This window comes from Thermostilla marina (assembly GCF_054657455.1).
Window position 1 is genome coordinate 1867137 of sequence record NZ_BAAHYR010000001.1, and the last position, 14899, is coordinate 1882035.

Annotated in this window: 10 protein-coding genes; 4 read left to right on the forward strand and 6 right to left on the reverse strand. The window is 59.4% G+C overall.

Annotated features, from left to right (window positions below; all coding sequences use genetic code 11):
• Window positions 1–53 precede the first annotated feature (53 nt).
• The 6 genes from ACYQ2I_RS06765 to ACYQ2I_RS06790 all read right to left on the reverse strand — a co-directional run bounded on the left by ACYQ2I_RS06765 (window position 54) and on the right by ACYQ2I_RS06790 (window position 6558).
• The gene (locus ACYQ2I_RS06765) at window positions 54–1034 is read right to left on the reverse strand and encodes a GNAT family N-acetyltransferase (RefSeq protein ID WP_460166247.1); all 981 of its coding nucleotides are present in this window, start codon (window positions 1032–1034) and stop codon (window positions 54–56) included.
• Window positions 1035–1086: 52 nt separating this feature from the next.
• Entirely contained in the window at window positions 1087–1782 is a 696-nt protein-coding gene (locus tag ACYQ2I_RS06770; RefSeq protein WP_460166248.1) for an NAD(P)H-hydrate epimerase, read from the reverse strand.
• A 121-nt stretch (window positions 1783–1903) separates the two neighbouring features.
• Window positions 1904–2794 carry a hypothetical protein gene (locus ACYQ2I_RS06775; protein ID WP_460166249.1) on the reverse strand — a complete coding sequence of 297 codons (891 nt, stop codon included), beginning with the start codon at window positions 2792–2794 and terminating at the stop codon, window positions 1904–1906.
• A gap of 181 nt (window positions 2795–2975) precedes the next feature.
• On the reverse strand, window positions 2976–4451 hold the full coding sequence (gene guaB / locus ACYQ2I_RS06780; protein ID WP_460166250.1) for an IMP dehydrogenase: 1476 nt from the start codon (window positions 4449–4451) through the stop codon (window positions 2976–2978).
• A 275-nt stretch (window positions 4452–4726) separates the two neighbouring features.
• Window positions 4727–5638, reverse strand: a complete 912-nt coding sequence (locus tag ACYQ2I_RS06785) for a hypothetical protein (RefSeq protein ID WP_460166251.1) — start codon at window positions 5636–5638, stop codon at window positions 4727–4729.
• Window positions 5639–6174: 536 nt separating this feature from the next.
• Window positions 6175–6558: a hypothetical protein gene (locus tag ACYQ2I_RS06790; protein ID WP_460166252.1), complete on the reverse strand. Its 384-nt coding sequence runs from the start codon at window positions 6556–6558 to the stop codon at window positions 6175–6177.
• A gap of 494 nt (window positions 6559–7052) precedes the next feature.
• Between ACYQ2I_RS06790 and ACYQ2I_RS06795 the strand changes: the two genes are divergently transcribed.
• The 4 genes from ACYQ2I_RS06795 (at window position 7053) to proC (ending at window position 14805) form a co-directional block, all read left to right on the forward strand.
• Complete coding sequence (locus ACYQ2I_RS06795) at window positions 7053–8318, forward strand: L-rhamnose isomerase (RefSeq protein WP_460166253.1); 1266 nt, start codon at window positions 7053–7055, stop codon at window positions 8316–8318.
• Between the two features lie 120 nt (window positions 8319–8438).
• Complete coding sequence (locus ACYQ2I_RS06800; protein WP_460166254.1) at window positions 8439–10502, forward strand: purine-cytosine permease family protein; 2064 nt, start codon at window positions 8439–8441, stop codon at window positions 10500–10502.
• Between the two features lie 65 nt (window positions 10503–10567).
• Window positions 10568–13771: a family 78 glycoside hydrolase catalytic domain gene (locus tag ACYQ2I_RS06805; protein WP_460166255.1), complete on the forward strand. Its 3204-nt coding sequence runs from the start codon at window positions 10568–10570 to the stop codon at window positions 13769–13771.
• A gap of 227 nt (window positions 13772–13998) precedes the next feature.
• Window positions 13999–14805, forward strand: a complete 807-nt coding sequence (proC, locus tag ACYQ2I_RS06810) for a pyrroline-5-carboxylate reductase (protein WP_460166256.1) — start codon at window positions 13999–14001, stop codon at window positions 14803–14805.
• Window positions 14806–14899 lie beyond the last annotated feature (94 nt).

The window sequence follows — 14899 nt, forward strand, 5'->3', positions numbered from 1 at the left end:
GGCACTGCGCCTGCGACATTCGGGTGGGCGTGTGCGCGCGTCGCAACGGGTGTTTATGCTTTTTCCCCAGCTTGCCCGCTCTTGCCGGTGTTCGGGCGGTACATGAAGACCAATCGCCGTTCGAAGGCGCAAAAGCCCGCCTTCGAGTACATGTGTAACGCCGGTTCATTGGCTTCGTCTACCGCCAACAGAATGCTGCGCCGACCGAGTTGGCGAGCGATCCACTGAGCATATTGAGTGGCCGCCAGCCCCCAACCGTTGCCGCGGGCCGTCTTGATCAGCCCCATATAGACCAATTCCAAGCTTTCGGTGTCCGGGTGATCGGCCAAGAGAAGGCATCCCACCGGACGATTATCGGCCATGATTACATACCACAACGAAGTGGGGCTTTGACCGATCGTCTTGTAGCCGCTGAGAACGTCGTCGATATTGCGAAGTCCGTTCAAGGCCGGGCAGTCCAGCGTCTCTTCGTACGTGGCTTCGACAATCTCGGCGAACTGTTTCGGTGAAGTTTCACCGTAGGGGTGGAGTTTCAATCCGGATCGAGGCGGCGCATCCGGGAATTCGTCCAAGGTCGAAACCATGTACGCAAGATTGGCGAGATGTTCGAAACCGGCCTGTTCGATCGCCCGAATCATGTAGTGCCGGTGGCTTTCGAGCGTGAGAAACATCAAATCGATGTTGTATTGCGTCACCTCGTGACAAGCTCGACGCAGTAACTCGGAGATCAAGCGATTGTCCGCAGGCGGGACGATACCCGGTGGAGTCGCGATTGCCGTTCGGCCCGGTTGAATGTACCACGCCAAGGCGCCGAGCACACGTTCGTCGGCGTCCCTCGCTGTGAGGATGCCGCATCGCTCGCCGGCGGCAATCGATTCTTGCAGTAGGTGATCGAGCTGTCTCGCACGTGCACTAGCTTCGACATGTCCGAACAGGACCGAGCTGACTTTCCGTAGGTGCGGAATGTCGAGCGGTTCGACGTCGATGCGAAAAGGCGGACTTCCTTGCTTGGGTTCACGGGGGGAATCGGGCATGTCAACTCAAGTCGTACCGGGTTGAGAAGAGCTGTCGGCGAAAAGGGAATAGCTACGCGCGTTCGCCTGCCACACGTTCCGTCAGGCAGGGCGGAACACCGATCGACATGACGTGCACTTCCCCCAGGTAAGGCTGCGCCTCGGGTGAGGCAAAACCTTGCTTCCTCGCTACGAACGTGCAGGTGAAATCGGCACGAAAACAAACCCCCGGGGCTGTTCCCGTGTCGCAATCCAGCCCGCTCGGCAGATCGACGGCCACGCGATTTCCTGCAGCGGCGTTCATTGCCGAAATGACCGCATCCAGCGGCGGACGCGGGGCCCCTCTCGCTCCGGTACCCAGCAAGGCATCGACAAGACAAGTTGCGTGTTGGAACGCCTGCTGGAGATGTGTTGTTTCGAGGTCGCGGCCGAGGACGGCGATCGGAATTTTACTTTTGACCGCAATCCGATAATTCACGGCCGCGTCGCCTTGCAACGATTCCGGATCGCCGCACACCAACACGCGAACCGAATGGCCCATGATTTGCAAGTGTCGCGCGATCACAAAACCGTCACCGGCGTTGTTACCTCGCCCGCAACAAATAACAGTCTCGCTTCTGCCGAAACGCGAGTCAAGAAACTGGGCCACGCTTCGTCCGGCGTTTTCCATCAGAACGACGCCCGGAATTCCATATTCTTCGATCGCCAGACGATCGACGCGGCGGGACTCTTCTCGCGAAAGATACAACGGATGGGAATCGTTCGGCATAGTCGTATCGCTGTATCCGGCAGGGATGCTACGCAAACGAGGGGCTTTTCCGAAAAACGGAAAACCCCTCGTAACGTGTCGAATTCGTCTTGCTGAAGGCCACTGTCGATCCGACGCGGGCTTACGGAATGGCAAACGCCGCACCCGTCCATGCACCGGCTTCCCACAGGCCCGCACGCACGCTCAGGGGAATCGGATCGAGAATCCACGGGGCGCAATTGCCGGGACGGTAATAGCCCAAGGGATACATGCATTCGTTCGGCGGTGTCAGGCCCATCTTGTAAGGCAAGATGGGGAACGTCAGGAAGAAATGGGCCCCGGAGGCAAACGGTTGGGCGATCGGGCCCAGGTTGTGGCCGTATCGTTCCACGGCGACTTGTTCGAAGTACAACGGCTTGTGGCACACCCCCGAGGCTTTCCAGGTGAACGTGATCGGGGCCCACGAGCGGGGTTGGAACGTGCCGCCTTGCAAAGTGCATTCGGTCGGGAATTTCGTCCCCTTGGCGGTAATGTCGTTGGTGATTTCGGTGATCGGCCGAATGTTGTCGGGCGAAGGGCATTCATCTTCCACGGGAGGCGGGCCGAGGGCCAGTTCCTCTTCCAGCGGACCGAAGTCGTCACCCTCTTCGGCAGCTTGCCGATCGAGTTCCTCGCCCGGCAGGGGTAGCGGTTCGGGCGTGGGAATCGTCTCGGGAACGCCCGACTCGATTTCAGGAGCCGGTTGCGATGTAGGGGCCGCTTCAGTCATCAAGGCGGGGCCTTCGGCGAACGGATCGGCCAGCGGCTTCGCGTTCTCGGGGGTATTGGGAATGACGAATTGAGCCGGAGTCGCTTCCTCGGCCGAAGCGGTCGGTTTCGTTTCAGGGAGGTTTGGCGCAGATGTCGCCTTGTTGCCGCTTTGCGGGCGCACGGGAAGCCAACGGAGTTGTGTGCTCGTGTGAGTTGTGGTGTACCCGACTTGAGCGATCGGCTCTTTCGCCGACTGTGCGGCCAGGGCAACGGCCGGTTTCACGCCGGAGATGCCTGCACGACCGGCGGGGGCCCAGCCGTCATTGTCGGCACGAACGAAGCCGGCGAAAAGCAGCAGGCTGCACGCGGCAATCCAACACGCAAGAGAAACGGGTGACGAAGCGGGCTGAACGGGGGCCGCGACGGTGCAACGTCGGGCAACCTCCCGTGCCCGTGCTGTGATGCTATCCGTCGTTGCCCGGTTGCCCAACACTGTAGTTGGGTGCTTCTTGCGTGATAGTGATGTCATGAGGATGACTCTCCCGCACACTGGCCGGTGAAACCTGAATGAATCTCGCCTTGGTGCGAAGTTCTTCGATGGTTCGAGTTCCGCAGTATCCCATGCCGGCCCGCAGACCGCCGACCAATTGGTACACAAACGGTCCGAGGGGGCCGCGATAGGGCACACGCCCCTCGACGCCCTCGGGAACGAGTTTTTCGGGACGGTATCCCGGATCTTGACGGTATCGTTCACTGGATCCGCGGACCATGGCGCCCAACGAACCCATGCCGCGGTACACTTTGTATACTCGCCCGTGGTACAGGATGCGTTCGCCGGGACTTTCATCCAGCCCGGCAAACAGGCCTCCGATCATCACGACGTGGGCACCGGCTGCGATGGCCTTGGTAATGTCACCGGAGTACCGAATTCCGCCGTCGGCGATCACGGGGGTTTGCGTCGCCTGCGCGGCCTCCACTGCCCGCATGATTGCGGAAACCTGGGGAACACCGACACCGCTGACGACCCGCGTCGTACAGATCGAACCGGGGCCGATGCCGACCTTTACGGCGTCGGCGCCCGCCTTGATCAAGTCCGCGGCACCCTCCGACGTCGCCACGTTGCCCGCGACTACGTCGATATCCCACTGGCGTTTGATTTCTCGTACCGTTTCGAGCACGTTGCTCGAATGACCGTGGGCGCTATCGACCACCAGAACATCGACGCCGCACCGGATGAGTTGCTCGACCCGCTCGTAGTCGTGCACTCCGACGGCCGCCCCGACGCGCAGCCTTCCGTGTTCATCCTTGCAGGCATTCGGGAAGCGCCGTTGGTTGTCGATGTCCTTGATCGTAATCAGGCCCGTCAGTCTAAAGTCTTCGTCAACCAGCAGAAGCTTCTCCACCTTTTTTTCCATCAAAATCGTTTCAGCTTCTGCAAGCGTTACAGTTCCCGTAGCCGTTACAAGGTGTTCCTTGGTCATCACCTCGGCTACCGGCAGGTCGAGATTGTCGAGGAATCGCAGATCGCGACGGGTCACGATCCCGACGAGCTTGTCGTTGTCGGCGACGATCGGAATGCCCGAGACATTCGCCTGATTCATCAATTCAGCGGCCTTGGCGGCGGTCGCGGTCGGTGGAAGCGTCGCCGGGTTGGCGATGATTCCGTTGGCGCTGCGTTTGACTTTTTCGACCTCTTTGGTCTGAGTAGCGACATCCATGTTCTTGTGGATGATGCCCAATCCCCCCTCTTGAGCGAGGGCAATCGCCATCGCTGCCTCGGTGACGGTATCCATGGGAGAGCTGATCAGCGGGATGTTGAGCCTGATCCTTGCCGTCAGGTGGGTGCTGACGTCGACCTCCGCCGGGACGACTTCGCTGTAGGCAGGTTGAAGCAGAACGTCGTCGAATGTGATGGCCTGGCCGAGAATCTTGTCTTGCATGCGACACTACTCCTTGTAGGGGGATCGGCACGGCGCGAGCCGCACAACCTGCACCCCGAGGGAAAAGTTCGCCGTCGAAGGGCGTTGCATTCTTGGGAATTCTGAAATTATCGGCGATCGCCCGGTGATTGCAATCGGCGGCAGCTTTGCAGAACCGGAATCCGGCCTACCGGCCTTATTGTGGCACGGTGACACCCGTGCCGGGCATGGGCGACATCGTTGAAAATGGCAGAAAAGCAGAAAGGAGGAGGAATAGGCGATCTGCGGCAAGGCTGTTACAGTTCCGAGTCCGACGGCGTGGGTAGTGAGTAGACCCGACGCGGGAAGAGATGGCGTCGGAAAAGCCAGCCGCGGCGGCTTTCGGGATGCAGTCCGTAGTCGACCAGCTCTAAAGAACTACGGCGAATGAGATTGCCTTCACGATCTTCTTCGCGAGTGGTTTGGCAGACGACTCCGCCGGGAACTTCCATCGACATGACCGTGCGCGTCACTGATTTCCCCTTAGGGAACACTTCGGTCACCGTGGCGTGTGCCGTATTCAGGATTTCTCCCGCAATGCGGCAGGGAACGTCTAATGCCGTGACTTCGACCGTGGTTCGATTCAAGACCGTGTTGCCGGTCAGATCGGTTTTCAACGTCTCTCGCCGAAGGATGAATGGTTCGATCTCTTTATTGAGAAAGATCTTGCTGACGGTCTTGTGCGTCGTGCCGGTGAGTGTCAGTTGGAGAACCTGGCAAGGGATCTCTCGGCCTTGAATGACGATGTTGGCCGGGGGTAATTCGGTGATCGTGGCCGATTGGTCCGCTCGCTCGCCGTGAAATCCTTGCACGATCAATTGTGGTTCGGCACTGAAACGCTTTCCCGCCACGCGAACGACGACCTCGACTCGCAGCGTGACCGTGTCGTCTTCGACCTTATCGAGCGTTGTCTTGGTTTCGGTGACGCTGATGACCTTACGGGGCTGCTGAAACGTTTCGGTGACCGTGCGAACGATCTTCCACGCGCCCGGTTCAAAGCGCGCCCATGCGTGAAACTGGCGCGAAAACTCGGCCCCGGTGACGTCCGAGATCGCGGCAGCCGCGACGATGAACGCGACGGCCAGTACGGATCGTCGAATGATCGAAGGAGACCATCCGAAGAAACGGCGACTCGTGCAGGCGATCTTCTTTGGGGATGCCGGGATCATGGAACAATCGACAGGCAGCGGAAAGGTATGGCGGGAGTGGACTCGCCCTATGACGCGTGCGGCGAATTGGGCGTGGTAGGCAACATCCGTGAGCGGCGGCCGGTGGAGAAGCACGTTTCTGCCCGCTCAAAACGTGCGTCTAGGCCGTCGGCGCAAATCCCAACCGCCGGGAAGATGTCATCTTCACCAATGTGTCAGTATACCGATGTTGGGGGAGGATGTCAGCAAAGATTTGATGCCTATCCCCCTGATTGCGGGGGTTCAAGGCCGGCTTCTTGGGCTGAGGGGAATGGATCAGATGCGGCTTGCCGCTTGATCGCCGCGTCTTTGTCGAGCAGCGACCAACCCGAAGCCGTCGGTCCCGAAGTGGTCGTTGCGCTACAACCGATCGGCAACGCGAGGCATACAGCGATCCATCCAACCCCAATGCAAATTCGGAGTTTTGTCTGCCGTCGACGAAGCGACCGGCGGCGCGAGATAGTGAACCGCATGATTCGATCTCCCGGTGCGACGAGCGGTCAAGGCGGGAATACTTGTCACGGACGGGGCGCGGGCTGTTTCATCCAATCGACGACCGTCGTCGGTCGGTGAGGCTCGGGTTTCTTCGATGGGAACAACTTGCTGAAAAAGCTCGGTTTTTTCTCTTGGGTGCGATGCACCGATCCGGTAGGGAAGTAACGCGATTGCGGCTCGGGCTCTTTCGCAAATGGGTTCAAGGCTTTGATGCCTTGGCCGAGTTTTTCGGCGCCGCTTTCGAGGGCTTTTACCGGGTTCGGAAGCGACACGTGGGGCATTTTCAACTCGGGCAGTTTCGGCTTGGGGAGTTTCGGGAGCGCGGCCTGCGATTGGGGCGCCCACATTACCAGCCATACCAGCGCCATCGCATATACCACAAGAATCCGGTTTTTCGCGATCATCATTGACCACTCCTTTTGTTCGATTGCGACAGCATCCTTCTTGCTGAAGCCGGCCGGGGTAGTTTGGTGCGCACGTTGTTTCGGGCGGCACTCTTTGACCGCCGGGGCCGGGAGAATATCGCAAAGAGGACCGCGGCGTCCAGAGCATTTTCGGACTCATCGGCGCCTGCAAACCGACATCTGGCCGGGCGCAAGGGGGCCGGCGATCGAGTTGGTCTTGCAAGTTCGCTGATCGGCTTTTGCGGGGGCATTGTCGTCAATACAAAGCCCCGAGGATGCTATCTCCGAAAATTGCCCCAAAACACGCCTGCTATTAGTGGACGTGCGCGACGGTGGAAAGCACAATGATGCAAACACAAACGGTGCGTGCGAGAATGCCGCCGAGAGTCGACGATCGCGGCAGTCGTGGCGTGAGGAGAATCCGCGGCGGGCCGTCGACGATCCGAGTTACGGGGCAATTCCGCAGGAATTATTGACGTCAATGACGGGAGGTGACGGTGTCGAACACGGAACGAATTGAGCAGGCTTACCGGATTGCGCGAGAGCGATACGCGGAGTTGGGCGTCGACGCCGAAAAGGCGTTGGAAACGTTGGCTTCGGTGCCCATTTCGATGCAATGCTGGCAGGGAGACGACGTCGGCGGATTCGAAAGCGATGAAGGCCTGACCGGCGGCGGGATCATGGCCACCGGTGCCTATCCCGGCAGAGCCCGCACACCCGACGAGTTGCGGCAAGATATCGATTTCGCATTCCGTTTGATTCCCGGTCGGCATCGAGTGAACTTGCACGCGAGTTATCGCGACTCGGGCGGTGACGTGGATCGTGACGCCATCGGGCCGGAACATTTCTCCGGTTGGATGGACTGGGCGGCGGAACGAAAGATCGGGATCGATTTCAATCCGACCTATTTTTCGCACCCGAAGGCGGCCGACGGCTTCACGCTGGCCCATCCGGACGACGGAATTCGCCGGTTTTGGATCGAGCACGGAATCGCTTGCCGCAAAATCGGGGCGGCCTTCGGGAAGCGATTGGGAACGCCCTGCGTGACGAATGTGTGGATTCCGGACGGATTTAAGGATACGCCCGTCGATCGCAAAACGCCGCGGCGTCTGCTGGCCGAGTCGTTGGATGCGATCTTTGCCGAGCCGATCGATCCGGCGTTCAACCGGGATGCCGTCGAAAGCAAGTTGTTCGGCATCGGATCCGAAAGCTACGTGGTGGGGTCACACGAGTTCTATCTGGCATACGCCGTCAGCCGCGAAAAACTCCTCTGTCTCGATTCGGGACATTTTCACCCGACCGAGTCGATTGCCGACAAAATCCCCTCGGTCTTGCTGTTCTTGAAAGAAATCTTGTTGCACGTCAGTCGGGGTATTCGATGGGATAGCGATCATGTCGTGATCCTCTCCGACGAGACGAAGGCTATTGCCGAGCAGATCGTTCGCGGAGGATTCCTCGATCGTGTCCACATCGGCCTGGATTTCTTCGATGCGAGCATCAACCGAACGGCCGCCTGGGTGATTGGGATGCGGGCCATGCAAAAGGCGTTGCTTTTGGTCTTGTTGGAGCCGACCAATCGGTTGCGCGAGCTGGAAGAAAACGGTGATTACACGGGGCGCTTGGCGATGCTGGAGGAGGTCAAGGCGTTGCCGTGGCAGGCGGTGTGGGATGTCTTCTGCTTGCGCCAGGATGTGCCCGTCGGCGAGACGTGGTTGGACGAAGTTCGTGCCTACGAACGTGAGGTGTTGAGTCGTCGAGGGTGAGAACTGCCGCGGCGAGAGTGGTGCTTGGGCGGCGATCCGTTCGGCGACCTTGGGGTCGGCGAACGCCCCCCGGACGCAGCCTGCCGTTTGGGAAATCGTTTTGGTGAGGAGAAAACGTGCATGGCCGAGGTCGAAACTCTCGTTGAAAAGAAGAGTGTATTCGAGCGATTGGACGAACTGAACGAGTTCGAGCGGACGCCGATTACCAAGGACAAGTTGCAGAGCGGTCGCTATTTCGCCGGAATGTTCGCCGGTGAGCACGTGGCCGCGACCGAATTCGTCATCGGTGCGTTGTTCGTCATGTGGGGCGCGCGAACCGGCGACGTTATTTTCGGCTTGCTCTTGGGAAACCTATTCGCCGTTTTGTCGTGGACGCTTGTTTGCGCCCCGATCGCCGTACAAACCCGACTCACGTTGTATTGGTACCTGCGTCAAATTGCAGGTCCGGCCGTGATGGTGATTTACAACGTATGCAATGCGGTGTTGTACTGCGTGCTTGCCGGTTGCATGATCACCGTCTCCGCTTCGGCGGTGCGCATACCGTTCAACATCCCCCCGCAAACCGGCTGGATCCCGACCGATCCGTGGTTCGTCGTGGTGGTGATCGGGGTCGGTACGGTGGTCGTGTTGTTGGCCATCTTGGGATTCAAGAAACTGGCCCAGTTCGCCACGGTGTGCTCTCCCTGGATGCTCCTCATGTTCATTGCCGGGGCGTTGATGGCACTACCGCTGTTGGGGCATGTCGATTCTTGGACATCGTTCAAAGAAGTCGCTGAAAAGGAAATCTGGACAGGGCCTCCGCCGGTGTATCGCACGTCGACGACCGAAGGGCATGAAGTCGTCGTCGAATTCGAGAACGTACACGGCCGATTGATCGTGGTGGGCGCCGAGGCCTCGCAAGAGCTTGCAGACGACGAAGCCGATGCGGTGGGAACCGCTGCGACGATCAACGGTTTCCGCGTGTCGGCCGTCGAGAATCCTCAGGCCGAGGATGATTTCGTGCCGGCTCAGGCGCGAATCGAGGGAGACCGCGTTGTCGTGTGGGCCGATAACGTCGAAACGCCGAAAGTCGTTGCGTACTCGCCTCCCGCGACGCCCGAGGGATTGCTTTGCGACGAGCGACGTGTGCCGGTTGCCGCGTTCGATTCGATCGTCGGTAACAAGTTCGAACATATTTCGTTTTGGCACATCGTCTTCTTTGCGTGGATCTGCAATTTAGCGATGCACTTGGGGCTCTCGGACATGGCCTTGTTCCGCTACGCGAAGAAGTCGTGGTACGGGATCTATTCGGCTTTCGGAATGTATCTGGGGCATTACGTTGCCTGGATCTGTGCGGGAATCATGGGGGCGGCCGCCGTCAAATTGGGTAGCATCCCCTTGGCGTATCTCGACTCGGGGCAAGTCGCCTACACTGTGTTGGGATGGTGCGGTGTGATCGCCGTCGTGATCGCCGGATGGACGACGAGTAATCCGACGTTGTACCGGGCCGGATTGGCGCTCCAGGTCGTGACTCCCGGGTGGCCGCGATGGCTGGTTACGCTGGCCGCGGGTGCCGTGACGACCGCCATTGCGTGTTTCCCCTTCGTCTTTCGACGCTTGCTCGATTTCGTGGGCATCTACGGCATTTTGCTTGTGCCGGTGGGAGCGATTGTCGTCGTCGAACATTGGGGCTTTCCCTTGTTGGGCTGGCAGCGCGGTTGGGCGGCAAAACGAAACTTGACCCTCAATGTCCCGGCCTTGATTGCGTGGGTGACGGCGCTGGTGTTTGCGGTCGTCGCTTGGCAATTCAGTTGGATTCACTTGTTCTTCCTCGTGATTCCCGTGTGGCTGTTGACCGCGGTTGTGTACATCGTGCTTGCGGGAATGGCCGGGGCCGCACGTAAGGTTGAGGAAACGGAAGAGACCTCCGACAAAGCGTCTTCGGTCGCGTCGCCCACGACGGTCGAAACGTCGGTCGATTCGAACGGCTCGCAACCGCAAGCAAGCGACGCAACTCGCACGCCGCGGTTGGTGTTCGGCATAGCGGCATTGGTTTGTCTGCTCTTGAGTATCGGCCTGCCGACTGCCGTGTACTTGCAGATGTTGCAGGTTGAAACGGCCAAGACCGGCATGTTGGTCGCGGCGATAGCCTATTTCGTGACGGGAACGTTGTACATGCGTTATCGCGAAAAGCCGCAATCATAAGCGGCCGACGGTATATGCGAGGTCGTGATAGAAGACGCAATCTGCAACCGAAAAGGAGATATGCCATGCACGCACTTGTGGTGTTGCTCGGATTACTGCCCCAAGTTGCCGCCGTCGAAAGTCCTATTCAGGCGGAAAACCTGCGATGTGAGTACCGTGTCGATCCACTGGGAATCGACGTGTTGCGTCCGCGGTTGAGTTGGACGGTCAAGGACGATCGCCGCAGTGCCGTGCAGACGGCTTACCAGATCCTGGTCGCTTCGTCGCGCGAAAGGCTGGAGGCCGGCGAAGCCGACTTGTGGGATTCGGGGAAGGTTGCCTCCGGGGCGATGAATCAAATCGAATATGGAGGAAAGCCGCTCGAGTCGCGGATGGAGTGCTATTGGAAGGTGCGGCTTTGGGATGCCGAGGGGAAGTGCGGGGCCTACAGCGCACCTGCAAAATGGACGATGGGGCTATTGCGCCCCGGTGATTTTCAGGCGAAATGGGTCGGCCTCGACGGGCCGATGTTGCATCCGGCGATGGGCGATCCGCTCGACTTCGATGGTTGCCGCTGGGTATGGTACCCCGAAAAATCCGGTGACGCGAAAGTGACGGTTCCCGCCGGGAAACGCTATTTCCGTGGCTACGTGACGATTCCCGACGATGGGCGTCGCATCCTTCGGGCAAGGTTTCTCATCACCGCCGACGATGCGTTCGAAATGACCATCGACGGCAAACCCGCCGGTCGTGGGAGCGCGTGGAACGCACCGCAAGTCGCCGAGGCGACACACCGATTGCATCCGGGCAAGAATCTTGTGTCGGTGATGGTGACCAACGGCAGTGATTCACCCGCCGGATTGATCGGGAAGCTCGTCGTCGATTTCGATCACGGCGAATCGTTTACGGCGGTGATCGACGAAACGTGGCGTGCGAGCGATCGGGCGCAGGCCGGTTGGAATCAGACTGGTTTCGACGACAGCGCCTGGCCGCACGTGAAGGCGGTCGCCGAATACGGCGCGAAACCGTGGGGAACGTTGAACACGGAAGGGCTCGACAACCTGGCTTGTCCGCTCTTTCGCAAGGAGTTTGCCGCGCCGGCGGGTGTGCGACGCGCGACACTCTACGTCTCGGCCTTGGGCAACTACGATGTCGAAATCAACGGTCGGCGGGTGGCCGATCACTACTTTTCCCCCGGTTGGACCGATTACAACAAACGCGTGTACTACGACACCTACGACGTGACGGATCTGGTCGATTCCGGTGGTCTCAACGCCGTAGGAGTCACCCTGGCCGCCGGTTGGTACGCCGGGGCCATCGGCTGGAAAAGCGAGCGGTTCCACTATGGAAAGGACCCTAAATTCTGGCTTCAACTCGAATTGGAAAATGCGGACGGATCTCGCCGCACGATCGTCAGCGACGAAACGTGGAAGACGGCGTTCGGGCCGATTCTGGAAGGTGAGTTTTTGGCCGGTGAGACGTACGATGCGCGGCTTGAGATTCCGGGATGGTCCAGTCCGGGATTGGACGACGGCGATTGGAACTCCGTCAAGGTAACGCCGGCGATCTCGGCGCAATTGCAAGCGCAGCCGGGGGTGCCGGTAATCCAGACGGGAACGCTTCATCCGAAGACGATTACCGAGCCCAAACCCGGTGTGTTCGTCTTCGATATGGGCCAAAACTTTGCCGGCTTCGTGCGGTTGAAAGTTTCCGGGCCGAAGGGGACTCGTGTCGTCATGCGATTTGCCGAACGCCTCAATGACGACGGCACGATCTACACGACGAATTTGCGCGGGGCAAGAGCGACGGACACCTACATTCTGAAAGGTGAAGGAGAAGAAATCTGGCAACCGCGATTCACATTTCACGGATTTCAATACGTCGAATTGACCGGTTATCCCGGTACTCCGACCAAGGACACCGTGACCGGAATCGCGATCAACTCCGATACACCGCTGGTCGGAAAGTTCTCTTGTTCCAGCGAAATGGTGAACAAGCTATACAGCAACATCGTGTGGACGCAGCGGGCGAATTTCATCTCGGTGCCCACCGATTGCCCCCAACGGGATGAACGACTGGGTTGGATGGGGGACGCCCAAGTGTTCATCCGGGCGGCAACCTATAACGCCGACGTTGCGGCATTCTTCACAAAATGGCTCGTCGACGTCGAAGATGCGCAGACGGACGAAGGCGCTTTCACCGATGTATCGCCGCGCGTCGTTGCGATGGGAAGCGGTACTGCGGCGTGGGCCGATGCTGGAGTGATCTGTCCGTGGACGATTTACGAGGTCTACGGCGATAAACGCGTGTTGGCAAAACATTTGGATGCCATGGAACGCTGGGTGGCCTACTGCGAGTCGCATAGTACGAATTTGTTGCGGCCTGCTCAGGGGTACGGTGACTGGCTGTCGGTCAACGCCGATACCCCTAAGGATGTCTTGGCGACTGCCTACTTTGCCTACAGTACGTATTTGACGGCGAAGGCCGCCGAGACATTAGGGCAGCAGGACAAGGCCGAGAAATACATGGACTTGTTCCATCGGATCAAGAAAGCCTTCAACGAGGCATACGTCGACAAGGACGGACGTATCAAGGGAAACACGCAGACCTGCTACGTGTTGGCCTTGTGGTTCGATTTGTTGCCCGACGAACTGCGTCCCAAGGCGGCTGAGTATCTGGTGGACGACATCCGTTCCCGCGATTGGCATCTTTCGACCGGCTTCGTGGGAACGTCGGTGTTGATGCCGACGCTTTCGGCGACGGGCAACACCGATGTTGCGTATCGGCTGCTGCTGAACGATACGTATCCTTCGTGGGGCTATTCCATCAAGTACGGGGCGACGTCGATTTGGGAACGTTGGGACGGCTGGACCGCCGAAAAAGGGTTCCAGAATCCGGGCATGAACTCGTTCGCCCACTATTCGTTCGGTGCTGTTGCCCGCTGGATGTTCCAATCGGCTGCCGGAATCGACACCGATGGGCCGGGATTCCGGAAGATTTTGATCCGGCCGCAACTTGGTCCCGGCATCGATTGGGTCGACGCCGAATACGGTTCTATCTGTGGTAAGATTGCCGACCGCTGGGAAAAGACGGAGAATGGTGTCGCGATGACGGTGACGATTCCGGCGAACACGGTTGCGACCGTTTGCGTACCGACGCATGATCCTGCAAGCGTTACCGAGGGCGGTGTTGCAGCCGCCGACGCATCAGGAGTGACGTTCCTGCGACAAGAGCCGGGATATGCTGTCTTCCGCGTGGGGAGCGGCACGTACCGGTTCAAGGCGAAGTAGTCTCGTTTGTCGGGCAACAAGTATCGCGGGCCGACCGGTTTTTCGAGCACGGTCGGCCCATTTTCTTCTTTCTTCGACGTCGCCTTTACCGATTCCAAGAGGACATTACCCGGGTCGGTGTTGCCGATACCGCATGCACGGTAAGATGACGGCAAGTGCTCCGACGCCGTACAGTCGGATGTCGGCATGTTTGGATTGATTCGTAGTGAACGAGGGGAAACGGCGAAATGGGAACGCGGATCGGATTTATCGGCGCAGGACGAATGGCGCAGGCTTTGGCGGGTGGAATGATTCGCAGCGCGATCGTCCAACCCCGCGACGTGACGGCCTCGGATCCTTCGGAAGCAGCCCGCAAGGCGTTTCAAGAGGCAACCGGTGCCGATTCGGTCGATGACAACGAGACCGTCGTGAACCGATCGGACGTTATCTTTTTGGCCGTCAAACCGCAGCAACTCGCCGCCGCACTCGAGCCGATTCGTGACTGCTTCGAAGAGGCGAAACTCGTCGTCAGTATCGCTGCCGGGGTGGGGCTTACGAAACTGATGGAATGGACGGGCGGACGCTGTCGGTTGATTCGCGTGATGCCCAACACGCCTTGCCTGGTCGGCGAAGGTGCCTCGGCGTATTGTCTTGGTCCGCACGCGACCGAGCAGGACGGCGAGCTCGTCGAAGGGCTGCTCGGGGCGGTCGGTTGTGTGGTGCGCGTTGATGAGAAACAGATGGATGCGGTTACCGGTCTTTCCGGTTCCGGTCCCGCATTCGTCTACGTGGCGATCGAAGCATTGGCCGATGCCGGGGTTCGCGTCGGATTACCGCGCTCGGTGGCCCTCACGCTTGCGGCACAAACGGTCAAAGGCGCCGCCGAAATGGTGCTACGAAGCGGAGAACACCCCGGCGCTTTGAAAGACGCCGTAGCGAGCCCGGGCGGCACCACGATTGCGGGGTTGCACGCCCTGGAACTGTGCGGGCTGCGGGCGGCTTTCTACGAAGCGGTTTCGGCTGCGGCAGAACGTTCGGCCGAACTGGGCGGTTGAAACGCTTCCGCTCGAACAAAGCAGACCTGAAACCGAGAGGGCGGGGGAGTGTTTCCCGGTTGCGGGGGGCGGTAAAATAGGACGAAACCGCTCG